Genomic DNA, 23,589 nt, shown 5'->3' with positions numbered 1-23,589 from the left:
TGAAAAACACTTCGCACACCTATGGAGCTTCACCTCATGACCACGGCCTGCCTGATGACCACATACCAACCTCTCGCCCTGAGTTTCAGCCATGGCCTTGGCACTCGCCTGTGGGATCAGGCGGGTCGTGAGTATCTGGATGCGGTGGCGGGCGTGGCGGTGACCAATGTCGGCCACTCGCACCCGCTGCTGGTCGAGGCGATCCGTGATCAGGCCGGGTTGTTGCTGCACACCTCCAATCTCTACAGCATTGACTGGCAGCTCCGTCTGGCACAGAAACTGACTGCGCTGTCCGGGCTGGATCGGGTGTTTTTCAACAATTCCGGTGCCGAAGCTAATGAAACAGCGCTCAAGCTGGCACGCTTGCACGGCTGGCATAAATACATCGAGCAGCCATTGGTGGTGGTCATGGAAAACGCATTCCACGGCCGTACCCTGGGCACGCTGTGCGCCAGCGACGGGCCTGCGGTGCGCTCGGGGTATGGCGTGTTGCCAGGGGATTTCGTCAAGGTGCCATTCGGTGATCTGGCAGCCTTCAACAAGGTCTGTGATCAGTACGGTCATCGGATCAGTGCCGTGCTGGTCGAGCCGATACAGGGAGAGGGCGGTGCTCGGGTCGCGCCTCAAGGTTATCTCAAAGCCCTGCATGAACGCTGCACGCAGCGTAACTGGCTGCTGATGCTCGACGAAATCCAGACCGGCATGGGCCGTACCGGCAAGTGGTTCGCGTTTCAGCACGAAGGCTTTGTGCCGGACGTCATGACCCTGGCCAAAGGGCTTGGCAACGGCATTCCCATCGGTGCATGCCTGGCGCGGGGCAAGGCGGCCCAACTGTTCACGCCGGGCAGTCATGGCAGTACGTTTGGCGGTAATCCGCTGGCCTGTCGGGCCGGGTGTACGGTCATCGACATCATCGAGCAGCAGGGTCTGGTGGAAAACGCCCGGCAGCAGGGGCAGCTTTTGCTGGAGCGGCTGCAGGCCAGGTTGAAGGGCCATACTCAGGTGCTGGAGGTCCGGGGCAGGGGGCTGATGATAGGTATCGAATTGCTTCAGGCCATTCCCGAGCTGACGCGGCTGGCCGCGCAGGATCATGGCCTGTTGATCAACGTCACCCGGGGCAAGGTCATTCGTCTTTTACCACCGCTGGTGCTGGATGCTGCCGAGGTGGAGCTGATTGTGGAGGGGATCGTCGCGACGCTGGATAGCGCCACTTCCTTGCAGCAGCAACGCCTGGCTTGATATGAAGGTTTGAGTGCAATGGCTATGCTGGACTATACCGTGACGCCTGATATGCGGTAGAACAGCGGGGCATTGCGTGTGTCTATGCAATGGCTACCCCATGGATTCAAAAGGAGCCCACCATGTCAATCCGGTCCCTGACCTCCGCCACTCTGCTCGCCGCCGCAGGGCTTGTACTGGCCGGCCCCGCCCTGGCCGCCGACAGTGACGGCCCGCTGGCGCAGGAGCGTGGCAAGACACGCCCGCTGATCATCATCGCCCCCAGCACGGTCGATCCGACGCTGGTCAGCATCAAAAAGGCGCTTGACGAGCCTGCCAACCGCGAAGCGTTCGCGCAACGCAACATGGTGTTGTTCACGGTGGTCAACACCATTGGCGAGCGCAACGGCAAGACCCTGGACGCACAGTCGACCATGGCCCTGATCCGCGAACTTAAACTGGGTGCTGGCGCGAAAACCAAGGTCATCCTGGTGGGCAAGGACGGGGAGAAGAAAATAGAGAAGGAAGGGGCTGTCGATCCCAAGGAGATTTTCGCCACCATCGACCAGATGCCGATGCGCGAACGAGAAGCCAGCGCGCCGCCGCCTGAACCGGAACCCAAGCCTGCACCTGCCGAAAAAGCCGGAAAACCCGGCAAGGCTGCACCGGGCGGTAAAACGCTGGACGACTGATTGAGTCTTCGTAGCCTCTTCAGCGCTGCACGGTCTCGCAGTAAATATCGGACCGTGGGAGGCGGCTTGCCGGCGATGCAGTCGACGCGGTATGTCAGCAAATCACGTCATCGTTCATCGCCGGCAAGCCGCCTCCCACGGTCCGGGTTGGATGCGGGACAGCGCTATGTCGAAGTCGTCGTGGGGCCTTCCACAAAATCGCTTTTTTCAGTCGGTTACGTTGTGTCTGATGGTAGATACCGCTGTATCTCTCACAGCATTCAACCCCTGTACCTACTCGCCGCGTATGTACTGCTCGAGCTGCTGAATCAGGCTGGCCTGTTCATTGATGGCTTCCTTCACGAGGTCACCGATCGACAGCAGGCCCAACAGCTCGCCGTTCTCCACGACCGGCAGGTGGCGCAGGTGGCTGTCGGTCATGATTCCCATGCACGCCTCGACGGTCTGTTGCGAGTCGACGGTGATCACCTTGCTGCTCATGATCGCGCTGACCGGCGTGCCCACGGACGAGCGGCCTTTCAGAATCATCTTGCGGGCGTAGTCACGCTCGCTCATGACGCCCACCACCACGCCATTTTCGACCACCGGCAAGGCACCGATGTTCTTCTCGGCCATCAGCCTGAGCGCATCGAGCACCATATGATCCGGTCCGATGGTATGCACTTGCTGGTTGTGTTCGGCTTTCAATTTCAACAACTGGGCGACGGTCTTCATGGCGCTCTCCGGTGTGAGTGTGACCCTGTGTCTGGGCACAGTGCTGTCTTCTACAGAATCGTGCAGTCAGTGCGTTCCGGCAAGTGGCAAAGCGACCTCAAACCGGCGAGAACCCGACAGTCAGCTTTCCCACTGACAGGTCTGAGCCTGAACGGCGTCCAGAAACGCTGTCAGCGGCATGGGCCTGTTCAGGTAATAGCCCTGGGCCTCGTCGCAGCCCAGTGATTGCAGGCAGTCAAGTTGGCGAGCAGTCTCGACGCCCTCGGCAGTGATGGTCATCGACAGGCTACGGCCTAGTTGAATGATGGCCTGAACGATGGACAGACTCTGGGTATTGGCGCCGATCTCGCTGATGAAGCTGCGATCGATTTTCAACGTGTCGAAGGGAAACATTTTCAAATAACTCAGCGACGAATAACCCGTGCCGAAGTCGTCCATCGACAGCCTGACACCCAGGGTCTTGAGCTCGTTGATCAGCTTCAGGGCGGCCTGAGCGTCGTGAATCATTACCCGTTCGGTCACCTCCAGCTCCAGGCGATGGCTGGACAGACCGGTCGTGGCCAATACCTGGCGCACCCGCTCCACAAGCCCTGGCGTGCGAAACTCGACAGCAGAAATGTTTACCGATACACGCAGGTCGCTGTCCCAGGCCACTGCATCGCTGCACGCCCGATGCAACACCCAGTCGCTCAATGACAGGATCAGGCCGTTCTCTTCGGCCAGTCCGATGAACTGGTCCGGCATGCACAGTCCCAGTGTTGGATGCTCCCAGCGAATCAGCGCTTCGGCGCCGCAGATTCTGCCACTGAGGACGTCGTGGCGAGGCTGATAGCGCAGCGTGAACTCGTCGTTCCTGATCGCCACTCGCAGGCTTTTTTCCATCTCGCGCAGCTCAGTGATACGCGTGCTCATGATCTGTTCGTAAAAGCGCCAGGTATTGCGACCTTCCTTTTTTGCCTGGTACAGGGCCAGGTCGGAAAACCGGATCAGGTCCTGACTTTCATGGGTGTGCAGGGGGCACAGGGCAATGCCGATGCTTAGACCTATGAACACTTCCTGATTGTTGATCGTGAAGGGGCGGCGGATGTGGCGTATCAATCGCTCGCACAGTTGTTCAACCTCTTCCATGGTGGCAAGACTGGTCGCCACCATCAGGAACTCATCGCCGCCTTGCCGGGCCAGCAATCCACAAGGAGGCAGGCATCGCGACAGCCGTTCGGCAACCTCACGCAGCACACTGTCGCCCACACTGTGCCCGAACACATCGTTGATGGGTTTGAAGCTGTCCAGGTCCAGGTTCAGCATGGTCACCGTCGAACCCGGATCGGTGCGCTGTTCGAAGGTACGATTCAGGAAGGCCTGCATCTGGGTGCGATTGGGCAGGCCGGTCAATGCATCATGCTGGGACAGGTGAAACAGTCGCGACTGGGCTTCCACCTCATGGGTGATGTCCGAGGCAATACCCAGATAGCCCTTGACCTGCCCATCTAGCACGATCGGCCTGACGGCAATGTTGCTGGTGCGCACGGCGCCCTGTAATGAGTGATGCGTACAGCGCAGGACCGCGCGCTCGTCCTTGGGGCGCTCAAGACGAATCCAGTCGGCCAGTGATTGGGTTTCGCACGACAGCAACTGCGTCAGGTAGCGTCCTGTCCAGGGGTGCGATGCATGCCCGGTGACGCGGGTGAAACGCTCTGAAAGGTAGGTGATGCGAAGCTCGGCGTCCGTTTCCCAGACCCAGTCCGATGCGCTTTCGGCCACGTTGCGAAAACGCTCCTCACTGCTGAGCAGTGCCGCTCGACTCTGGGTAATGAGGTCAAACTGCCGGTCCATCAGTTCGGCGGTTCTCATGGTCTTTCGGGTAACACGCCTGGCAATGAACGCCAGGGTAATCAGAAAGATGATCAGAATCGGCAGCAGACCTCCAACCAGCTTCATGCCCGGCTGTTCCGGATCCCAGCGCAACAGCAGTCCCGGGGCAATTTCCAGTGACGGAAAGCGTTTCGCATCCTGCGCGTCGGTCGCTTCGCGCAGTCCGTCGAGACCATAGAGCAAGCCCAGGGCCTGCAATTTTTCGGGGGTGAGTCTGTAGGCCAATACCAGAATCGACTGGACGGTATCGGTCTGTTGCACCTGGTCATCGCCGCCGGTGGTCAAGGGCGCTGCGATCAACAACACCGGACCATGGTCCACCTGGCGCATCTGGGTGAACACCTCATCTTCGCTGGCGCGTTCACGGGCCTGAGTGACAAGTTGATCCTGACCGCTGTTCAGCCAGTCGGTCAGTTGCAGCGTGACCAGTTCACCCTTGTCCACGGCATAGGTGGTGTGATTCTGGCCATTAACGACAAAAACGCCGTCGAACCCGAAGTCCGTATACAGCGAAGCACCGAGGTTATTGCGTGTGTATGCCCAGTCCGTGTCGACCTGGATGTGCAGGTGCTTGTAGGCGTCCCCCCAGTAGGCGTTGTCCTTGAAGGTCGCAACCAGCGCCTTTTCCCGGGATTGCCAGATGTTCTCGACCAGACGCTGACTTTGCAACGCAGCGCTGTGATTGAGCTGATAGGTGATATAGAACAGCGAGACGATCATCACCGATGACAGCGCGCCCAGCAGACCGGCCATGGTCATGAGGGTGCGACGTGCCAGAAACGTGTTGCCAGGAATGGCGCGTGGCAGTGGATCAAGCGAGTCGAGGGATTTCATTGCTGCTATTCCATGGTCAATAGCGTCGACACGTCGCAATCCGGGAAGCGTCACACCTGCGGATGTTGCACCCACTCGGATGTCCTATCCACGGTCAGAAGTCATGTCGGGCTATCGGCGGCGGCAAATGTTTCTTGAACCGACCGTCAGGCGCCCCTTTGCGGCGATAGCCACGTAGAATCAGGCGCTGAATCGTCTGATCGAGGTTGCACCGTTGGATCTACAGCAGGGCTTCATCCTGAGTCGGCACTGGCAGGACACGCCCGCAGGGACTGAAGTCGATTTCTGGCTGGCGACCGATGACGGCCCGCGTCATATCCGTTTGCCCTCTCAGCCTTCCGTTGCGTTCATTCCCGCCGAACAGCAGGAACGTGCCCGGGCCTTGCTAAGAGCAGAGCGCGGTGTGGAATTGCGGCCGCTGCAATTGAGCGACTTTCGCCATAGGCCGGTGCTGGGCGTTTATTGCCAGCAGCACCGGCAACTGATGAACATCGAAAAGCTGCTGCGCAAGGGCAATGTCGATGTGTATGAAGCCGACATCCGTCCGCCCGAGCGCTACCTCATGGAGCGCTTCATCACCGCGCCCGTGCAGTTCAGCGGCACTGCGGATGCCGACGGCGTGCTGTGCAATGCGCAGATCAAGCCGCTTGCCGATTACCGCCCCCGATTGAAACTGGTGTCGCTGGACATCGAGACCACCGCGCGCGGCGAGCTGTACTCGATTGCGCTGGAGGGTTGCGGTCAGCGTCAGGTCTACATGCTGGGCCCAGCCAACGGTGGCAGCGAAGCGCTGGATTTTCAGCTCGAGTATTGCGAGACCCGGGCCCAGCTGCTGGAGCGTCTGAACGAGTGGCTGGCATTGCATGACCCTGACGCGATCATTGGCTGGAACGTGGTGCAGTTCGACCTGCGAGTCCTGCATGAACATGCACAACGTCTGAATGTACCGCTCATGCTGGGTCGTGGCGGGGAAACCATGGGCTGGCGTGAACATGGCAGCCGCAACAATCATTTCTTCGCCGACATCAGCGGACGGCTGGTGATCGACGGCATCGAGGCGCTACGCTCGGCGACCTGGAGCTTCCCGTCGTTCAGTCTGGAGAACGTCGCGCAGACGCTGCTGGGCGAAGGCAAGGCCATCAGCACGCCATACCAGCGCATGGATGAAATCAACCGCATGTTCGCCGAGGACAAGCCGGCGCTGGCGCGCTACAACATCAAGGACTGCGAACTGGTCACCCGAATCTTCGCCAAGACCCAGTTGCTGACCTTCCTGCTGGAGCGTGCCACAGTGACCGGGCTGCCAGCCGACCGCAGCGGCGGTTCGGTCGCTGCTTTCTGCCACTTATACATCCCGCTGATGCACCGCCAGGGTTTTGTGGCCCCCAATCTGGGCGAGCGTCTGCCGGAAGCCAGCCCAGGCGGATTCGTTATGGACTCGCAGCCCGGCCTTTACGAGTCGGTGCTGGTGCTGGACTACAAGAGCCTGTATCCGTCGATCATCCGCACTTTTCTCATCGACCCGGTCGGGCTGATCGAAGGCCTGCGTCACCCTGACGACAGTGAATCGGTGCCGGGTTTTCGCGGCGCACGTTTCTCTCGCACCCGGCATAGCCTGCCTGCCATTGTCGAGCGGGTCTGGCAGGGCCGGGAGACGGCCAAGCGCGAGCACAACGCGCCGCTGTCCCAAGCCCTGAAAATCATCATGAACGCGTTCTATGGCGTATTGGGCTCCAGCGGCTGCCGGTTCTTCGATCCGCGGCTGGCGTCGTCCATTACCCTGCGTGGCCATGAAATCATGCTCAAGACTCGCGAGCTGATTCAGGCCCAGGGCTACACCGTGATCTACGGCGACACCGATTCGACGTTCGTCTGGCTCGGCCGTCCGCATGGTCAGGAAGAAGCCGCCTCGATTGGCAAGGCGCTGGTGCAGCAGGTCAACGAATGGTGGCGCGAGCATTTGCATGACACTTACGCGCTGACCAGTGCGCTGGAACTGCAATACGAAACCCACTTCAAGCGCTTTCTGATGCCGACCGTTCGTGGCGCAGAGGAGGGCAGCAAGAAGCGTTATGCCGGGCTGGTTACCCGGGCAGACGGCAGCGAAGAGATGGTTTACAAGGGGCTGGAAACCGTTCGCACCGACTGGTCACCACTGGCCCAGCAGTTTCAGCAGGCGTTGTACCTGCGGATCTTCAAGCGTCAGCCATATCAGGACTATGTGCGCGATTACGTGAGGCGCACGCTGGCAGGCGAACTGGATGAGCTGTTGATTTACCGCAAGCGCCTGCGTCGCAAGCTGGACGACTATCAGCGCAACGTGCCGCCACATGTGCGTGCGGCGCGCCTCGCTGACGAGTACAACGACCAGCAAGGCCGCCCGCGTCAGTATCAGAGCGGTGGCTGGATCAGCTACGTGATGACCGTCGTCGGCCCCGAGCCGCTTGAAGTCCGCACGGCGCCGATCGATTACGACCACTATGTGACCCGGCAGCTTCAACCGTTGGCCGATGCCATCCTGCCGTTCGTGGACGATGATTTCGCCACCCTGATCGGCGGGCAGCTGGGGTTGTTCTAGTGACTTACTGTCGTTTCGCGGCAGGCAGACGCCTGTCCATTCAGCATGATTCAGAGCTATGCAAGGATTCAACGTGAGCAGAGAGCAACTGGAACAACAGCAGATTCCGATCTATTTCATTGCCGTGATTGTCGCGTTCGTCGGCGGGCTTCTCGCGCCCGTCGCGTCGCAGGCATTGGGCGTGCTGGTAACCCCTGCGATTGCCGTGCTCATGTACGCCATGTTCCTGCAGATCCCGTTTCTGGACCTGCGTCAGGGCCTGAGCAACAGACGTTTCATGCTCGCGCTGCTGATTGCCAACTTTGTGGTGATTCCGCTGCTGGTCTGGTTACTGACCCGCGTGCTGAGCGAACACACGGCCATTCTGGTGGGGGCCTTGCTGGTGCTGTTGACGCCCTGCATTGATTACGTCGTGGTGTTCACGCACCTGGGAAAGGGGGATTCGCGACTTGTTCTGGCGGCCACGCCCTTGCTGCTTCTGCTGCAACTGGTGCTGTTGCCGTTGTACCTGGCATTAATGCTGGGCAGCGAATCATCGGTGGCGATTTCCATCATTCCCTTCGTCGAGGCGTTTCTGGTGTTGATCGTACTGCCGCTGGTGCTTGCGGTGCTCACCGCTGCCGGGGTCAGGCGATCGTCAATTGTTACGCGCTGGAATGACGCCTGGGCGTGGATGCCGGTACCGGCGATGGCTGCGGTTCTGTTCGTGGTGATCGGTTCGCAGATCGCTTCGGTGGCGAACAGCATCGACCAGTTGCTGCCTGTGATTCCGGTGTACCTGGGGTTCATGGTGCTGGCACCACTGGCGGGTGCGCTGGTGTCCAGAGTCTTCAGGCTGCCTGCAGTCGGTGCCAGATCGGTGGCCTTCAGTACGTCAACGCGCAACTCGCTGGTGGTACTGCCTCTGGCCCTCGCACTGCCGGAAGGAATCAGGGAGCTCGCGGCGGCGGCCGTAGTTACTCAGACGCTGATCGAGTTGGTGAGCGAATTGATCTACATCCGTGTGATTCCTGCGCTGATCCGTGGGGAACAGCAGGCTGAAGCCGTTCGCTGACCTTTCACGTAGACCGGGTCAGTTCTTCGGCAAGCACTGGCAGCAGCTGTTCACAGGGTGCTTCGATCTTCATGTCCAGCAATTCGTCGGCGCGGGTCTTGCCGTGGTTGATGGCGATGATCGGTTTGCCCTGTTCGGCCATTGCCTTGCACAGGCGGAACGCTGACCAGGCCATCAGTGACGTACCCACCACCAGCAAGCCTTCGGCCTGCTCGGCGCTGAGCATGGCTTTCGCGGCAGTGGGCGGGGCAACGTTCTCGCCGAAGAACACCACATCAGGCTTGAGCCGGTTGCCTTGGCAATGAGAGCAGGGCGGTACCTTGAAGCCAGCTTCGAAAGCCGGGTCCAGCAGCGTGTCGCCATCGGGAGCCTGAACGGCATGCACGCCGAGCAGATACGGGTTCTGCTCCAGCATCACCTCCTGAATCGCCGCACGGTCGTGACGCTGATGACAATCCAGGCACAGCACCCGGTGCAGGCTGCCATGCAATTCGATCACTTCACGGCTCCCTGCCTGGGTGTGCAAGGCGTCGACGTTCTGGGTGATCAATCCTGTGATGGCGTGACCGTTCTGCAAGTGTGCCAACGCCTGGTGCGCCGCATTGGGCTGCGCCGCCCGGATTCTCGGCCATCCCAGCATGGCCCTTGCCCAGTAACGCTGGCGGGCTGCCGGGTTGTTGACGAATTCCTGATACATCATCGGTTGTTTGCCGCGACGGACCCCATCCTTGTCACGGTAATCGGGGATGCCGGATGCGGTGCTGATACCGGCTCCGGTAATCACCAGAAAAGGCCGTTCAGCCATGTGCTGGCCAAGGGTGTCGAGCTGTGCGCGGGCAGGGCTGTCCAGCATGTCAAACCTCGTGTGGTCTGCAGATCATGGATGTGACATTACCATCAAGCGTATTGTTCGCAGGGCCGGTAGATCAGCCTGACAGTATGCGGTTGTTGTCCTGCCACGCCATTGCATGCGACCTTTGCCGACTGACACCCAACAAGGAAGCCATGAATGCGCTCGTTCGATTTCAAACAGGTTGATGTCTTCAGTGAGCAGCCGCTGCTCGGCAACCCATTGGCTGTGGTGCTCGGTGCTGACGGTCTGAGCGATGAGCAGATGGCGGCCTTCGCCCGCTGGACGAATCTGAGCGAAACCACCTTCCTGCTCAAACCCACCGATCCGCGCGCCGACTATCGCGTGCGCATTTTTACCACGCTCCAAGAACTGCCGTTTGCAGGGCACCCGACGCTGGGCAGTTGCCACGCATGGCTTGAGAGCGGCGGCGTTGCGCAGGGTGAGGAAATCGTTCAGGAGTGCGGCGTCGGTCTGATCAGAATTCGTCGTGACGGCCAGCAGTTGGCATTTACTGCGCCGCCCTTGCTGCGCTCCGGCCCGGTAGAGCCCGATCTGGTTGAGCAGGTCCGCGATGGTTTTGGTCTGGAAAAAGGCGCGATTCTGGATGCGCGCTGGGCAGACAACGGTCCTGGCTGGATGGTGCTGAGATTGGCAGATCGTGCCAGCGTGCTTGCGCTGCAGCCGGATAACGCGAAGCTCGATGGGTTGAAGATTGGCGTGTTCGCACCCTGGAGTCCCGCAGTGGACGGCGACGATGCGCAGTTTGAAGTGCGCGCGTTCGTGCCGGGAGACGGCATGGCCGAGGATCCTGTCACTGGGAGCCTGAATGCCGGTATTGCCCTGTGGGTGCTGGAGGACGGTCTGGCGGCGGACAGCTATGTCGCCAGCCAAGGCGCCGCGTTGGGCCGCAAGGGCAGGGTGCACGTCAAGCGTGTAGGTAATGACGTGTGGGTCGGTGGGGCAACGGTGACCTGTATCGATGGGCGCGTTTCGCTTTGAGGTTGCAGTTCAATCGCGAGTTATCGAACAACCCATAAGCCACTGAAAAAAGCCATTTTTCTGTGGGAGGCGCCACCACTTCTTCGACTTAGCGCTGCAAACACCGAACTGTGGGAGGCGGCTTGCCGGCGATGAACGATGACGTGATTTTCCTGACACACCGCGTCGACTGCATCACCGGCAAGCCGCCTCCCACAAAAACGTGTTCATTCAGCAGATTACGTGTTGTTTGATAAGAGGGGGCTTGCCCCGCGACAGCGCTAAAACGAAGACTGGGTGAGGCCTCCTATAAAACATTATTTTCTTCAGCAGGCTGCGCGCTGCTTGAAGAGAACCCGGCTGCAGCACATGTCGACAAATAGCTTGATCTCATACCTGGATTCGCAACCTCTCAATCCCGATGCGCAATCTTCTTGCCGCGTCGGGCGGCGATATCGTTCGCCTGACCGTCACGTTGTTTGCCCGTGCGGGCCTGGGTAATCAGTGCCGGAATAAGCGGGCCTTCCGGCAGGTTTTTCCAGAACCGTGACGGGAAATGGCCTTCCATGACTTTGGGGTTGAGGCGGGCCGGGTTGAAGATGTGGCTGTAATAGGTCAGCCACAGCTCGCCATGCGGATCGTCGACCTGACGCGCCATGGTCTTCCAGGCTTCCGGGCAGCGGCGCTCGTGGATCAACTGCTTGCCGTCGTAATAGACGCCATCCTGCGGCGTGGCGATCATCCAGCGGTGCTGGCCCATACGGCCGATGAAGTGCTCGCTGGCGCTGTGCAGAATGTCATGGGCCGGTTCGTGCCACGCCACGTATTCCGGGCGCATCAGCTCATCGTCCTGCTCGGGCGCGGGCAGTGCCACGAAGCGCAGAAAGGCGTGCAAGTGATGAGCCTCGCGGCGAATCGACTTGAGTCGCCGGTGCAGCTCGCTGCCCAGTTTGTCGCCCGCCATCATCGCCGTACGGTCACCATGGCTGACGCGCCACAGCACTTCATACAACAGGCTCCAGCGTTGCTCTCCCCGGTAGCGCGATGCGCTTTCCAGCAAATGCAGCAGCTCGAGCGGCACGCGTGCCTGGAAGGGGCCTTGCTCTTTCGGGCAGTCCTGATCGCTGCCGAACAGGTCGGCAGCATCCGGGGATTTCCAGCTGACCTGGCTCGGGTCGATCCCGTGGCTCAACAGCCAGCGCGCCTGCTGCCGCCACGTATCGAACAGGTCATCGCAATCGAGACAGATCATCCCCACAGTCCCATCTGTTGAGGTTGCGGGCGGTCACGTAACTGATGATGCAGAAACTCACTGGTCGTCTCGGCCTGAGGCGGGTGGTAGTCGCTGGTGATGATGAATGGCTTGGCCTTGGCCAGCACACAGCGCATGCGGGTCAGGTCTTCATAGCGGATGCGCCGTTGCCGACGCAGTTCGACCAGTCGCTGGGTGGTGCGAATGCCGATACCGGGCACGCGCGCGATCAATGCAGGGTCGGCATTGTTCAGGTCCAGCGGGAACACCTGGCGGTTACCCAGCGCCCAGGCCAGCTTCGGATCGATGTCCAGGGCCAGATCTCCCGGGCCGTTCAACAACTCGCCCGCCGTGAACCCATAGCCACGCAGCAGAAAGTCAGCCTGATACAGCCGATGCTCGCGCATCAGGGGCGGTGCCGCCAGCGGTACGCTGTTCGGGCTGTTGGGGATCGGGCTGAACGCCGAGTAGTAGACCCGGCGCAGCTTGAAGTTGCTGTAAAGCGACTGCGCACTGTGCAGGATGGTGCTGTCGTCAGTGGCATCGGCCCCGACGATCATCTGTGTGCTCTGACCGGCCGGTGCAAATTTCGGTGCGCGTGGTTCGTTGCGTACGGTCTGCTCGCCGGTGTAGATCGTCTGCATCGACCGCTTGATCGAGGCGACATCCTTTTCCGGGGCCAGGGTCTGCAGGCTCGCATCAGTAGGCAGCTCGATGTTCACACTCAGGCGATCGGCATAGCGACCGGCCTGGGCAATTAACGCGGGGTCAGCGTCGGGGATGGTCTTGAGGTGGATGTACCCGCGAAACTCGTGCACCTCGCGCAACAGGCGGGCGACCTCCACCAGTTGCTCCATGGTGTAGTCGGCCGAGCGGATGATGCCGGAGCTGAGGAACAGGCCACTCACACAATTGCGACGGTAGAAATCCAGCGTCAGGGTGACCACTTCTTCAGGCGTGAACCGGGCGCGGGGCACGTCGCTGGAGCGCCTGTTGACGCAATACTGGCAGTCGTACAGGCAGAAGTTGGTCAGCAGAATCTTCAGCAGGGATACGCAACGCCCGTCGGGCGTGTAGCTGTGACAGATGCCCATGCCATTGGTTGAACCGAGCCCGGATTTATCCTGCGAACTGCGCTTGGGTGCTCCGCTGCTTGCGCATGACGCGTCGTACTTGGCGGCGTCCGCCAGAATGCTGAGCTTGTCGATGAGCTGCATGGAATACCCCATTACTGTTTGCATGTACAGTATCGGGTTGCAGGGCAAGACTCAAGCCGGGCGGCATCAAGCAGACCGAAGGTCAGGCGGGGCTGAAAAAACATGACGAATATGAATGTTATTTTATAACGGCAAGATGATGGCTTATGTAATACTGTAACGAATAGTTTCAGGTTGCTTCGTAGTGAAAACACCTCACCCATCGTCTATCGCAAGCTCGGTCCTGGCCCAGTCAGCCTGGAAGCGCATTCTGTTTTCCCTGTCCGTTCTGGCGCTGCTTTGGCTGGCCATCGGCTGGTCGGTGGCCATTCCGTGAGTGCCGCCATCGCGCTGGAAAACCTCACGGTGGCCTATGAGCGTCGGCCTGCCGTTCACCACATCAGTGGCCGTTTCGAAGCCGGGAGCCTGACGGCCATCGTCGGCCCCAATGGCGCAGGCAAGTCCACCTTGATCAAAGCCATCGCCGGAACCATGAAGCCCGCGCAGGGCCGCGTGGATCGCGGCCGTCTGGCAATCCGCACCATCGGCTATCTGCCACAGGCTGCCGAGATCGACCGCAGTTTTCCACTGAGCGTGGCTGACACTGTGGCGATGGGCGCCTGGCACAGCATCGGACCGTTCCGCAGCCTGACCCGCAACCATGCCGACCTTACCCGGCAGGCGTTGTTGACAGTCGGTTTGGAAGGCTTCGAAACGCGCAGCATCGGCTCGCTGTCGTCCGGACAATTCCAGCGGGTGCTGTTCGCCCGACTGCTGCTGCAGGATGCCTCGGTGATTCTGCTCGACGAGCCCTTCACCGCCATCGATGCGCGTACCACACGCGATCTGCTGCAACTGGTGCGAGTCTGGCACGGCCAGGGACGCACCGTGATTGCCGTGTTGCATGACATCGATCAGGTCCGCCAGCATTTTCCGCAGACCCTGCTGATGGCCCGCGAAGCGATTGCCTGGGGTGACACGGCTGAAGTGCTGAGCGTCGCCAACCTTCGCAAGGCCCGCAACATGGCCGAGTACTGGACCGTCGATGAGTCCATGTGCGACGTCGAGGATGAGCCGTCATGATGCTTTACACCCTGGTGATCGAGCCTTTCGTCGAGTTCGGTTTCATGCGTCGTGCGCTGGTGGCATGTCTGGCGTTGGGCATCGGTTCCGGACCGGTTGGCGTGTTGCTGATGCTCAGACGCATGAGCCTGGTGGGCGATGCGATGAGTCACGCGGTGCTGCCGGGCGCCGCAGTCGGCTTCATGGTTGCAGGGCTTTCGTTGCCGGCGATGGGGTTCGGCGGGCTGATCGCCGGGCTGGCGGTCGCGCTGTTGTCGGGACTGGTCAGCCGCCTGACGGCGCTGCGCGAAGACGCCAGCTTTGCCAGTTTCTACCTGACTTCCCTGGCCGCAGGGGTGTTGATCGTCTCGCTGCATGGCTCCAGTGTCGATCTGCTCCACGTGCTGTTCGGCACCATTCTGGCCATCGACAGCGCCTCTATCTATATGGTCGGCGGCATCGCTTCGTTCACCCTGATTCTGCTCGCCGTGATCTACCGCCCGCTGGTGCTTGAATGCTTCGATCCGGGCTTTCTGCGCGCAGTCGGCGGGCGCGGGTCGCTGTATCACGTCCTGTTTCTGCTGCTGGTGGTGCTTAATCTGGTGGCGGGCTTTCAGGCCTTGGGCACGCTGATGGCGGTCGGCATGATGATGCTGCCAGCCACGGCGGCGCGGTTCTGGGCCAGCTCATTGAGCGCGCTGATGTTGATCTCGACTCTGCTCGCCACGCTGGCAGGGCTGATCGGGCTGATCGTTTCCTACCATCTGGGCGTCGCATCGGGACCTGCCATCGTCCTGACCGCCAGTGCGTTCTACGTGTTTTCTCTGCTCTTCGGGCGCACGGGCATCCTGCGCCGACTGTTTCCCAAACCTCACCTGGCTCACTGAAAAGGTATGTCATGAAACGACTGATGTTGTTGAGTTCAATGGCCGCGCTGGCGCTGTCTGCCTTCGCATCCATCGCCCAGGCCAAGCCGTTGGAAGCGGTTGCATCCTTCACGGTGATCGCCGATATGGTCAGCACCGTGGGGGGCGACCGGGTGCACGTCACTTCGCTGATCGGCCCCAATGGCGATCCGCATGTCTACGAGCCGACCCCGACCGATGCACAGGCCCTGAAGAACGCTGACCTGACTTTCGTCAGTGGTCTGCATCTGGAAGGCTGGATGGATCGTCTGATCAAGGCGTCGGGCTACAAAGGCCAGCCGGTGGTGCTGTCCGAGGGCATCAAGACCCGCAGCATGGACGAGGACGGCAAGCGCATCACCGACCCGCACGCGTGGAACAGTGCCGCCAATGGCGTGATTTACGTACGTAACATTGTGGCTGCGCTTAAGAAGGCCGACCCCGAAGGCGCAACGCTGTATCAGGCCAACGGCGACCGTTACATCGTCGAGCTGCAACAGCTTGACCTGTATGCGCGTGACCAGATCAAAGAAATACCCAAAGCCAATCGCAAGATCCTCACCTCGCATGACGCTTTTGGTTATTTTGGTGACGCTTACGGCGTGACGTTCCTGTCGCCGCTTGGCCTGTCTACCGAATCGGAAGCGTCAGCGGCGGACGTCTCGAAACTGATCCGGCAGATCAAGGCCGAGCACGTCAGCGCCTATTTCTTCGAAAACTCGGGTGACCCGCGTCTGGTCAAGCAAATTGCCGAGGCGAGCGGTGCGCAGCCAGGCGGCGAGTTGTATGTCGAAGCCTTGTCACCGCCGGACGGTCCTGCTTCCACGTACGCGAAGATGTTTCGTTACAACGTCGACACGCTGGTAGCCGCGATGAAGAAGCATCAGTAATCCATATCGATGTTCAGCGGGGTGTAGCGGGTCGACGATATCCAGTCGCCGTACACCTCCGCCAGGGTCAGGTAGTCGGCGAACATTCCGCGCCCATTGACCTTCTCTGCAGCCAGCCCTGCAGTCTTCAGTCGGGTGTCCTCAACGGCGCCTGCCGGTGGAATCACCCAGAACGCACTGAACCCTTCGGCGGTAATGCCTTCGGTCCTGATCGTGTCGATGAAGTCGTCCTGCGACAGCCATTCCAGCGCTGCGTTGTAATGGCTGACAACGGCATGTAGGGGGAAGGGGTGTTTCGGTATTGCCCTGTCGGCGAAGACCAGGCCTGACAGGTGGTGGGCAAGGGCGGGCAAGCGATAAGGGTCAATCTGAGCAGACATAGTGTCATCCTCGATTTTCTGAGGGTGGGGGGATGTCGTACTCCTTTCATTACGCGACGTGTTGAGCATAACGCGCAGCCCTAGTTCTACAAGGGCTGCGCGACAGGCTGTGTCAGTTATTCAGGAATTTGAAGACGGTGGTCTGGGTGTAGGCCTTGCCTGGATCAAGCCGGGTGCTCGGGAATTTCGGCTGGTTGGGCGCGTCGGGGTAGTGCTGGGTTTCCAGCGTAAACGCGCCCCAGTGCGGGTACACCTTGCCGCCCTTGCCGTGGATGCTGCCATCCAGGAAATTGCCGGTATAGAGCTGCACGCCGGGCTCGGTAGTGAACAGTTGGAGTGTGCGGCCCGACTGCGGGTCGCTGACTTCAGCCGCCAGTTTCTTCACGTCTCCTTTGGTGTCCAATACCCAGTTGAAGTCAAAGCCACCCTGCTTGGGCTCGGCGTATTTCAGCTGCTGATGATCGTCCTTGATGTGCTGACCAAAGGCGGTGGGTTTGAGAAAGTCCATCGGGGTGCCTTTCACGGCAGGCAATTCGCCGGTCGGGATCAGTTTGTCGTTGACCGGGGTGTAGTGCGACGCGTGCAGGGTGGCGACCTGCTTGAGAATATCGCCGCTGCCTGCACCCGCCAGGTTGAAGTAACTGTGGTTGGTCAGGTTCAGCACCGTGGGCTTGTCGGTGGTCGCGCGGTAGTCGATCTTCAGCTCGTTTTTCTCGTTCAGGCTGTAAGTGACGACGGTGGTCAGCGTACCGGGGAAACCCATTTCTCCGTCAGGCGAGACGTAGGTCAGTTTCACGCCAACCGAATCATTGGTCTTCGTGTCTTCGGCTTTCCAGAGTCGCTTGTCGAAACCCTGATTGCCGCCATGCAACGCGTTGGTCTTGTCGTTGAGCGGCACCTGGTAGGTTTTGCCGTCCAGCGTGAATTTGCCGCCTGCTAGGCGATTGCCGAAACGACCAATGGTGGCACCAAAGTAAACCGTGCCGTTGTTCTGATAGCCCTGTACATCGTCGAAGCCCAGCACGATGTCTTCCACTTTGCCAGCTTTGTCAGGAACCATCAGCGATTGAAGGGTGGCGCCATAGGTGATGACGCTGGCCTCGATGCCGTGGCTGTTGCGCAGGGTGTATTTTTCGACGGCGGTGCCATCGGGCAATTGGCCGAAGCTGCTGTGTTCGCTGGACAGCGTTGCGGCGTGCGCGGTCAACGTGCTGATCATGAGAGACAGTCCAAGGGTGCTGAGAAGAGCATGCTTTTTCATCTGATCTACCCGCTTTTATTTTTATTGGTAAGACTATTTGATCGGATTTTTATCCGATGGGAGGATTTATAGCCCAAAAAATGCTGCTTGAAAAATTAATTGTAATACTATTTAGTAATGCAGGTGTTGCGCTGGCCATGTGGACCGCTGTGGTTCATTTGACAGCCATTGGTATGATGATTAGCCTCGGCCCGAACAGAATGCGACACGAGGCATCGGGACATGAGCAGTAATTTCCACGCATCGACCGTGGATTGGCTGGGTGCCTGGATTGCTGCAGGCAATGTCCTGCCGGGTCAGACCCTGAAAGTGGAAGCGGCGCTGTGTGAAGAATTGGGCGTCAGTCGCACGGTATTGCGTGAAGCGATCAAGACGCTGGTCGCCAAGGGGTTGCTGGAAGTGGGTCCCAAAGTGGGCACGCGTGTGTTGCCGCTGCGTTCCTGGAACCTGTTCGACCCTCAGGTCGTCGGCTGGCTGGCACGCAAGGGGCTTCCGGAAGCCTTCGTGAAGGACTTGCTGGACTTGCGCAGAACCATCGAGCCGATGGCCGTACGCTGGGCGTGCGACCGGGCCACAGCGCAACAGATTGAAGAGATTCGCGAAGCGTACCGGTTGCTGGAAGCATCGGTGACTGACAAGGGTGATTACAACCTGGCTGATCGACACTTTCACGAGGCAGTCCTGGCAGCCAGTCACAATCGCTTCATCGAACAGATGCTGCCTGCGCTGGGTGCTTTACTGGCCGTATCGTTCGAGGTTACCTCGGGGATGCCGGGCCAGTTGGGCAAGACCCTTCCGCTGCACAGGGACCTGGCTGAAGCCATTGCTACACGTGATTCCGGGCGGGGCGTATGGGCCTGCATGAGCCTGATAGAGCAGGCGGCAGAAGTGATCGATACCTACTTTCTGCGGCAGAAGGGAGTCTGTGACGCGATACCTTGAACACTGGATATTCGCTTGAACGATTGAATGCTGCATCACACTGAAAAGTACCTTTTACAACAATAACAAAGGACATTTTCATGAACTGGCTGCCCGTCTCCGAGCACCGATTCAAGCTGGGCGAAGGCTCCTTCTGGGACGTCGAACAGCAGGCCCTGTACTGGGTTGATATCTCGGGCTTTCTTGCCTGCAGACTCCTTGATGGCGAATACCGCCAATGGCGCATGCCCGAGCCGGTTTCCGCCTTTATCCCCACCAAAAGGGACGATGCACTGGTGACACTGGCCAGCGGCGTCTACCGGCTGGACCTGAATTCGACCAAAACATCACTCTCGCTGTTCTGCGTCGCCGATCCGGTTTCCGGCAACCGTGCCAACGAATCGCGCTGCGATGCGCAGGGCCGCCTCTGGCTGGGCAGCATGCAGAACAACATCGACGCTGAAGGCGGGGACGTGCCGTTGGTGCGCCGCTCGGGCGGGCTGTTCCGAATAGATCCCGATGCGAGCGCCACGCGTTTGCTGGACCGGCAGGGCATCGTCAACACCCTGCTGTGGAACGCCTCGGCTGATGTGCTGTACAGCGCCGACACGCTGGATGAAGTCATCTATCAATACCCGATTCTGGCAGACGGCAGCCTTGGATCGCGCAAGGTCTGGGCAGCCGAACAGTCACGTGGATCACCCGACGGATCGGCGATGGATGCTGAAGGATATGTCTGGAACGCCCGTTGGGGTGGCAGCTGCCTGATTCGCTTCGCGCCTGACGGCAGCGTGGATCGAGTTATCGATCTGCCGGTCAGTCATCCCACCAGCTGTGTATTCGGTGGTCCTGATCTGAAAACCCTTTATGTCACCAGCGCTGTGCCAGCCGACGCGCACGGTGAAGTTGACGGTGCGGTTCTGGTCGCCGATGTCGGCATACAAGGCCTGAAATGTACACGTTTTGCGGGTTGATGCCTGCTGTGGATAGCGGTACCGGGCCTGCTTTAGCGTCCGATGCTGTTTAAGTGACATTCGGTTACATTGCGGTCAATCATAATATGGTATGACTATTGAACCGGTTTTCAGATGCCTCCGCATCCGGGAATCGCCACCTTGCTGAACGCTGTAGCTATTCAATAAAAATAAGGAGTTAGCTATGTTGAGTCGTCACGGGATTCGTTCCCTGTGCTGTGCCGCTGTCACCACCGCCATCATGGGCATGAGTGGCGCTACCTTTGCTGCCGACGAAGTCAAGATCGGTTTCCTCGTCAAACAGGCCGAAGAACCCTGGTTCCAGACCGAATGGGCCTTTGCCGAAAAAGCAGGCAAGGAACACGGTTTCACCGTGCTCAAGATCGCCGTGCCGGACGGTGAAAAAACCCTGGCTGCCATCGATAACCTCGCCGCCAACGGCGCCAAGGGCTTCGTGATCTGCCCACCGGACGTTTCCCTCGGCCCTGCCATCGTGGCCAAGGCCAAGGCGCTGGGCCTGAAAGTCATGGCCGTCGATGACCGCTTCGTCGATGCCAATGGCAAGTTCATGGAAGACGTTCCGTATCTTGGTATGGCCGCTTTCGAAGTCGGTCAGAAACAAGGTGCCGCCATGGCCACCGAAGCCAAGAATCGCAAGTGGGATGACAACGAGTGGAAGGGCACTTACGCGATCATCAACACGTACAACGAGCTGGACACGGGCAAGAAGCGCACCGACGGTTCTGTCGACGCGCTGAAAAAAGCGGGTCTTCCTGAGAAGAACATTCTGTTCACTGCACAGAAAACCCTCGATGTGCCTGGCAGCATGGACGCCACCAACTCCGCGTTGCCCAAACTGCCGGGTGATGCCAAGAATCTGATCATCGGCGGCATGAACGACAACACCGTACTGGGCGGCGTACGTGCCACGGCCAGCAACGGCTTCAGCGCGGACAACGTGATCGGTATCGGCATCAACGGTACTGACGCCATTGATGAGCTGAAGAAAAAGAAAAGCGGCTTCTTCGGTTCGATGCTGCCCAGCCCGGACAAGGAAGGCTACAACACCGCCAAGTACATGTATGAGTGGATCAAGGACGGCAAAGAGCCGCCCAAGTACACCGCCATGGACGACGTGACGCTGATCACCCGCGCCAACTTCCAGGAAGAACTGACCAAGATCGGTTTGTGGAAGTGAGCTGAACGGGGGGCCTGAAACAGGCCCCTCAATTGCGCGAGGAGGTGGGTGTGATGCAACAGGCTATCAAAACGAATACCACAACAGGTGCCCTGCGCTTTAACGGCATCGGCAAGGTGTTCCCCGGCGTGAAAGCGCTTTCGGACATCAGCTTCGAAGCGCGCCCCGGCAGCGTTCATGCGTTGATGGGCGAAAACGGCGCGGGCAAGTCCACGCTGCTCAAGATTCTGGGCGGCTCTTACCAGCCGAACAGCGGCACCCTGCAGATCGGCGACCAGACTCACCAATTCAAATCCACGGCCGACAGCATCGCAGCGGGCGTGGCCGTGATTCACCAGGAACTGCATCTGGTGCCGGAAATGACGGTTGCCGAAAACCTGCTGTTGGGCCATATGCCCAGCCGCTTCGGCCTGATCAATCGCGGTGCCATGCGGCGTCGTGCTGCAGAATTGCTCAAAGGGCTGGCTGACGAGATCGATCCGGGCACGCGCCTTGGTGATCTTTCACTCGGTCAGCGGCAGTTGGTGGAAATCGCCAAGGCCATGTCGCGCAACGCTCATGTGATTGCCTTCGACGAACCGACCAGCAGCCTGTCGGCACGCGAGATCGACCGTCTGATGGCAATCATCGTCCGCTTGCGTGACGAGGGGCGAGTCATTCTTTACGTTTCGCACCGTATGGAAGAGATCTTTCGTGTGTGCGATGCGGTGACGGTTTTCAAGGACGGACGCTTCGTGCGCACCTTCGAACAAATGGCCGATCTGGACCACGATCGTCTGGTGACCTGCATGGTCGGGCGCGATATTCAGGACATCTACAATTATCGCCCACGTCAGCATCAGGGGCCGAGCCTGCGGGTCACCGGTCTCATGGGGCCGGGTCTTCAGGAGCCGGTCAGTTTTGCGGTCGAGAAGGGCGAAGTACTGGGTTTCTTTGGTCTGGTCGGTGCCGGTCGTACCGAACTGTTTCGCCTGCTGTCCGGTTTGACCCGCAGCACTGCCGGTTCGCTGCAACTGGACGGCAAGCCTCTGACCCTCAGGTCGCCGCGTGATGCCATCGCTGCAGGCATTCTGCTCTGCCCGGAAGACCGCAAGAAAGAAGGCATCGTGCCGCTGTCCAGCGTCGCCGAAAACATCAACATCGGTGCCCGTCCACGACACGTCAGCCTGGGCTGCCTGATCCAGGGCCGTTGGGAGCGTGACAACGCGAAAGGCCAGATTCAGGCCATGAACGTCAAGACGCCTTCGCCCGAACAGCAAATCATGTACCTGTCCGGCGGCAACCAGCAGAAAGCCATTCTGGGCCGCTGGCTGTCGATGCCGATGAAGGTGCTGCTGCTGGACGAGCCGACCCGCGGCATCGACATTGGTGCCAAGTCCGAGATTTACCAGATCATTCACAACCTCGCGGCCGATGGCATTGCCGTGATCGTGGTGTCCAGTGACCTGATGGAAGTGATGGGTATTTCCGACCGAATTCTGGTGATGAGCGAAGGCGCCATTACCGGTGAACTGAACCGCGACGAGGCTGAAGAGCCGCGTCTCCTGCAACTGGCTCTGCCACGCACGCGCGGCTGAACAACTGGTCCCTGACCATGAACAATAAAAAAGAGGTGCGTATGTCTACCGAATCCAGCCTGCGGGCTCCCCGTCAGGGCTTGAACCTGCGCCGTTTTGCCGATGAGTGGGTCATGCTGCTGGCCGCCGTGGGCATCTTCCTGCTCTGCGCAGTGTTCATCGACAACTTCATGTCGCCCTTGAACATGCGCGGTCTGGGCCTGGCGATTTCCACTGTGGGCATCGCTGCCTGCACCATGCTCTATTGCCTGGCGTCCGGTCACTTCGACCTGTCGATCGGCTCGGTGCTGGCCTGCTCCGGCGTCATCGCCGGGATCGTGATCCGCGACACCGACAGCGTGTTTCTGGGCGTGTCGGCTGCTCTGGCGATGGGCCTGGTGGTAGGGCTGATCAACGGCATCGTGATCGCCAAACTCAGGATCAACGCCTTGATTGCCACGCTAGCGACCATGCAGATCGTGCGCGGTCTGGCGTACATCTTCTCCAACGGCAAGGCGGTCGGTGTATCCAACGAAGATTTCTTCGTGTTCGGTAACGGCCAGCTGTACGGCGTGCCGGTGCCGATCCTGATCACCATCGTCTGCTTCATCTTCTTCGGCTGGCTGCTCAACTACACCACCTACGGGCGCAACACCATGGCCATCGGTGGCAACCAGGAAGCCGCGCTGCTGGCGGGTGTTCACGTTGACCGCACCAAGATCATCATCTTCGCCGTACACGGCCTGATCGGCGCGCTGGCGGGCGTCGTGCTGGCCTCGCGTATGACCTCGGGCCAGCCGATGGTCGGGCAGGGCTTCGAACTGACGGTCATCTCGGCCTGCGTACTGGGCGGTGTCTCGCTCAGCGGCGGCATCGGCATGATCCGTCACGTGATTGCGGGTGTGCTGATTCTGGCGATCATCGAGAACGCGATGAACCTGAAGAACATCGACACCTTCTACCAGTACGTGATTCGCGGCACCATCCTGCTGCTGGCGGTGATCATTGACCGCATGAAGCGTCGCTGACTGTCACACGTCGACAGATGATCGTTCCCACGCTCTGCGCTCATCGTTATACACAAGTCTGTCAAACACTGATCGTGCCCATCGCTCCGCGTGGGCATGCCTCCCGTGACGCTCCGCGTCACACATGGCACAGATTGCGGATTCAGTGAGCCGAGCGCATGGCTCAAGTCACT

General features: G+C 59.7%; 21 protein-coding genes. 14 read left to right on the top strand and 7 right to left on the bottom strand.

Annotation, left to right across the window (positions count from 1 at the left end; translation table 11 throughout):
• Window positions 1-36: 36 nt before the first annotated feature.
• A complete protein-coding gene (locus AO065_RS02230) occupies window positions 37-1,239 on the top strand; it encodes an aspartate aminotransferase family protein (protein WP_004882118.1) in 1,203 nt (400 codons plus the stop codon).
• A 122-nt stretch (window positions 1,240-1,361) separates the two neighbouring features.
• The gene (locus tag AO065_RS02225; RefSeq protein WP_004882120.1) at window positions 1,362-1,910 is read left to right on the top strand and encodes a DUF4174 domain-containing protein; all 549 of its coding nucleotides are present in this window, start codon (window positions 1,362-1,364) and stop codon (window positions 1,908-1,910) included.
• 273 nt (window positions 1,911-2,183) lie between these two features.
• Here AO065_RS02225 and AO065_RS02220 read toward each other — a convergent pair whose 3' ends face one another.
• On the bottom strand, window positions 2,184-2,624 hold the full coding sequence (locus tag AO065_RS02220; protein WP_004882122.1) for a CBS domain-containing protein: 441 nt from the start codon (window positions 2,622-2,624) through the stop codon (window positions 2,184-2,186).
• Between the two features lie 120 nt (window positions 2,625-2,744).
• Window positions 2,745-5,330, bottom strand: coding sequence for a bifunctional diguanylate cyclase/phosphodiesterase (locus AO065_RS02215; protein WP_004882123.1), 2,586 nt, complete (start codon window positions 5,328-5,330; stop codon window positions 2,745-2,747).
• Window positions 5,331-5,544: 214 nt separating this feature from the next.
• Between AO065_RS02215 and AO065_RS02210 the strand changes: the two genes are divergently transcribed.
• Window positions 5,545-7,908 (top strand): DNA polymerase II, encoded by a 2,364-nt coding sequence (locus tag AO065_RS02210; RefSeq protein ID WP_004882125.1) that lies wholly within the window; start codon window positions 5,545-5,547, stop codon window positions 7,906-7,908.
• Between the two features lie 73 nt (window positions 7,909-7,981).
• Window positions 7,982-8,962: an arsenic resistance protein gene (locus AO065_RS02205; protein ID WP_032650936.1), complete on the top strand. Its 981-nt coding sequence runs from the start codon at window positions 7,982-7,984 to the stop codon at window positions 8,960-8,962.
• A 4-nt stretch (window positions 8,963-8,966) separates the two neighbouring features.
• Here AO065_RS02205 and AO065_RS02200 read toward each other — a convergent pair whose 3' ends face one another.
• Entirely contained in the window at window positions 8,967-9,815 is an 849-nt protein-coding gene (locus tag AO065_RS02200) for an NAD-dependent protein deacetylase (protein WP_004882129.1), read from the bottom strand.
• A gap of 156 nt (window positions 9,816-9,971) precedes the next feature.
• Between AO065_RS02200 and AO065_RS02195 the strand changes: the two genes are divergently transcribed.
• Window positions 9,972-10,814 carry a PhzF family phenazine biosynthesis protein gene (locus tag AO065_RS02195; RefSeq protein WP_004882131.1) on the top strand — a complete coding sequence of 281 codons (843 nt, stop codon included), beginning with the start codon at window positions 9,972-9,974 and terminating at the stop codon, window positions 10,812-10,814.
• Between the two features lie 391 nt (window positions 10,815-11,205).
• Here the strand turns inward: AO065_RS02195 and AO065_RS02190 are convergent, their stop codons facing one another.
• Window positions 11,206-12,045 carry a TIGR03915 family putative DNA repair protein gene (locus AO065_RS02190; protein ID WP_004882141.1) on the bottom strand — a complete coding sequence of 280 codons (840 nt, stop codon included), beginning with the start codon at window positions 12,043-12,045 and terminating at the stop codon, window positions 11,206-11,208.
• Window positions 12,042-13,262: a putative DNA modification/repair radical SAM protein gene (locus AO065_RS02185; protein ID WP_004882143.1), complete on the bottom strand. Its 1,221-nt coding sequence runs from the start codon at window positions 13,260-13,262 to the stop codon at window positions 12,042-12,044. Before AO065_RS02185 ends, AO065_RS02190 begins: the two co-directional genes overlap by 4 nt.
• A gap of 184 nt (window positions 13,263-13,446) precedes the next feature.
• On the opposite strand from AO065_RS02185, the gene AO065_RS27570 reads away from it, so the two are divergent.
• Genes AO065_RS27570 through AO065_RS02170 form a run of 4 tightly spaced genes read left to right on the top strand, consistent with a single transcriptional unit; the run spans window position 13,447 to window position 16,098 of the window.
• Window positions 13,447-13,578, top strand: a complete 132-nt coding sequence (locus AO065_RS27570) for a hypothetical protein (protein WP_257013868.1) — start codon at window positions 13,447-13,449, stop codon at window positions 13,576-13,578.
• Entirely contained in the window at window positions 13,575-14,324 is a 750-nt protein-coding gene (locus AO065_RS02180) for a metal ABC transporter ATP-binding protein (RefSeq protein WP_032632687.1), read from the top strand. The genes AO065_RS27570 and AO065_RS02180 overlap by 4 nt, the downstream gene beginning before the upstream one ends.
• A complete protein-coding gene (locus tag AO065_RS02175) occupies window positions 14,321-15,190 on the top strand; it encodes a metal ABC transporter permease (protein ID WP_004882147.1) in 870 nt (289 codons plus the stop codon). The genes AO065_RS02180 and AO065_RS02175 overlap by 4 nt, the downstream gene beginning before the upstream one ends.
• An 11-nt stretch (window positions 15,191-15,201) precedes the next feature.
• Window positions 15,202-16,098 (top strand): metal ABC transporter substrate-binding protein, encoded by an 897-nt coding sequence (locus tag AO065_RS02170; protein ID WP_004882150.1) that lies wholly within the window; start codon window positions 15,202-15,204, stop codon window positions 16,096-16,098.
• On the opposite strand, the gene AO065_RS02165 is transcribed toward AO065_RS02170, so the two are convergent.
• Window positions 16,092-16,478 (bottom strand): hypothetical protein, encoded by a 387-nt coding sequence (locus tag AO065_RS02165; protein ID WP_004882152.1) that lies wholly within the window; start codon window positions 16,476-16,478, stop codon window positions 16,092-16,094. The genes AO065_RS02170 and AO065_RS02165 overlap by 7 nt on opposite strands.
• Before the next feature lie 112 nt (window positions 16,479-16,590).
• Entirely contained in the window at window positions 16,591-17,739 is a 1,149-nt protein-coding gene (locus AO065_RS02160) for an aldose epimerase family protein (protein WP_032650940.1), read from the bottom strand.
• Between the two features lie 222 nt (window positions 17,740-17,961).
• On the opposite strand from AO065_RS02160, the gene AO065_RS02155 reads away from it, so the two are divergent.
• The 5 genes from AO065_RS02155 (at window position 17,962) to araH (ending at window position 23,416) form a co-directional block, all read left to right on the top strand.
• Complete coding sequence (locus AO065_RS02155; protein WP_004882154.1) at window positions 17,962-18,681, top strand: FadR/GntR family transcriptional regulator; 720 nt, start codon at window positions 17,962-17,964, stop codon at window positions 18,679-18,681.
• An 80-nt stretch (window positions 18,682-18,761) separates the two neighbouring features.
• Window positions 18,762-19,634, top strand: a complete 873-nt coding sequence (locus AO065_RS02150; protein ID WP_054540848.1) for an SMP-30/gluconolactonase/LRE family protein — start codon at window positions 18,762-18,764, stop codon at window positions 19,632-19,634.
• Between the two features lie 184 nt (window positions 19,635-19,818).
• Window positions 19,819-20,832 carry a substrate-binding domain-containing protein gene (locus tag AO065_RS02145; RefSeq protein WP_004882168.1) on the top strand — a complete coding sequence of 338 codons (1,014 nt, stop codon included), beginning with the start codon at window positions 19,819-19,821 and terminating at the stop codon, window positions 20,830-20,832.
• A 53-nt stretch (window positions 20,833-20,885) separates the two neighbouring features.
• The gene (gene araG / locus AO065_RS02140) at window positions 20,886-22,409 is read left to right on the top strand and encodes an L-arabinose ABC transporter ATP-binding protein AraG (protein WP_004882169.1); all 1,524 of its coding nucleotides are present in this window, start codon (window positions 20,886-20,888) and stop codon (window positions 22,407-22,409) included.
• Between the two features lie 41 nt (window positions 22,410-22,450).
• A complete protein-coding gene (gene araH, locus AO065_RS02135; RefSeq protein WP_004882171.1) occupies window positions 22,451-23,416 on the top strand; it encodes an L-arabinose ABC transporter permease AraH in 966 nt (321 codons plus the stop codon).
• The last annotated feature ends 173 nt before the right edge of the window (window positions 23,417-23,589 follow it).

The sequence above is a fragment of the Pseudomonas viridiflava genome, from assembly GCF_001642795.1.
GTDB classification, from domain to species: domain Bacteria; phylum Pseudomonadota; class Gammaproteobacteria; order Pseudomonadales; family Pseudomonadaceae; genus Aquipseudomonas; species Aquipseudomonas viridiflava.
Note: the sequence above shows the minus strand (reverse complement) of the source record. Positions and strands in the feature narration are given on the sequence as shown.

Bases quoted from the DNA above. Each gene is read 5' to 3' on its own strand.
- AO065_RS02230 (WP_004882118.1), top strand. From the start codon at position 37: ATGACCACGGCCTGCCTGATGACCACATACCAACCTCTCGCCCTGAGT.
- AO065_RS02225 (WP_004882120.1), top strand. From the start codon at position 1,362: ATGTCAATCCGGTCCCTGACCTCCGCCACTCTGCTCGCCGCCGCAGGG.
- AO065_RS02220 (WP_004882122.1), bottom strand. From the start codon at position 2,624: ATGAAGACCGTCGCCCAGTTGTTGAAATTGAAAGCCGAACACAACCAG.
- AO065_RS02215 (WP_004882123.1), bottom strand. From the start codon at position 5,330: ATGAAATCCCTCGACTCGCTTGATCCACTGCCACGCGCCATTCCTGGC.
- AO065_RS02200 (WP_004882129.1), bottom strand. From the start codon at position 9,815: ATGCTGGACAGCCCTGCCCGCGCACAGCTCGACACCCTTGGCCAGCAC.
- AO065_RS02195 (WP_004882131.1), top strand. From the start codon at position 9,972: ATGCGCTCGTTCGATTTCAAACAGGTTGATGTCTTCAGTGAGCAGCCG.
- AO065_RS02190 (WP_004882141.1), bottom strand. From the start codon at position 12,045: ATGATCTGTCTCGATTGCGATGACCTGTTCGATACGTGGCGGCAGCAG.
- AO065_RS02185 (WP_004882143.1), bottom strand. From the start codon at position 13,262: ATGCAGCTCATCGACAAGCTCAGCATTCTGGCGGACGCCGCCAAGTAC.
- AO065_RS02175 (WP_004882147.1), top strand. From the start codon at position 14,321: ATGATGCTTTACACCCTGGTGATCGAGCCTTTCGTCGAGTTCGGTTTC.
- AO065_RS02170 (WP_004882150.1), top strand. From the start codon at position 15,202: ATGAAACGACTGATGTTGTTGAGTTCAATGGCCGCGCTGGCGCTGTCT.
- AO065_RS02165 (WP_004882152.1), bottom strand. From the start codon at position 16,478: ATGTCTGCTCAGATTGACCCTTATCGCTTGCCCGCCCTTGCCCACCAC.
- AO065_RS02160 (WP_032650940.1), bottom strand. From the start codon at position 17,739: ATGAAAAAGCATGCTCTTCTCAGCACCCTTGGACTGTCTCTCATGATC.
- AO065_RS02155 (WP_004882154.1), top strand. From the start codon at position 17,962: ATGAGCAGTAATTTCCACGCATCGACCGTGGATTGGCTGGGTGCCTGG.
- AO065_RS02150 (WP_054540848.1), top strand. From the start codon at position 18,762: ATGAACTGGCTGCCCGTCTCCGAGCACCGATTCAAGCTGGGCGAAGGC.
- AO065_RS02145 (WP_004882168.1), top strand. From the start codon at position 19,819: ATGTTGAGTCGTCACGGGATTCGTTCCCTGTGCTGTGCCGCTGTCACC.
- araG (WP_004882169.1), top strand. From the start codon at position 20,886: ATGCAACAGGCTATCAAAACGAATACCACAACAGGTGCCCTGCGCTTT.
- araH (WP_004882171.1), top strand. From the start codon at position 22,451: ATGTCTACCGAATCCAGCCTGCGGGCTCCCCGTCAGGGCTTGAACCTG.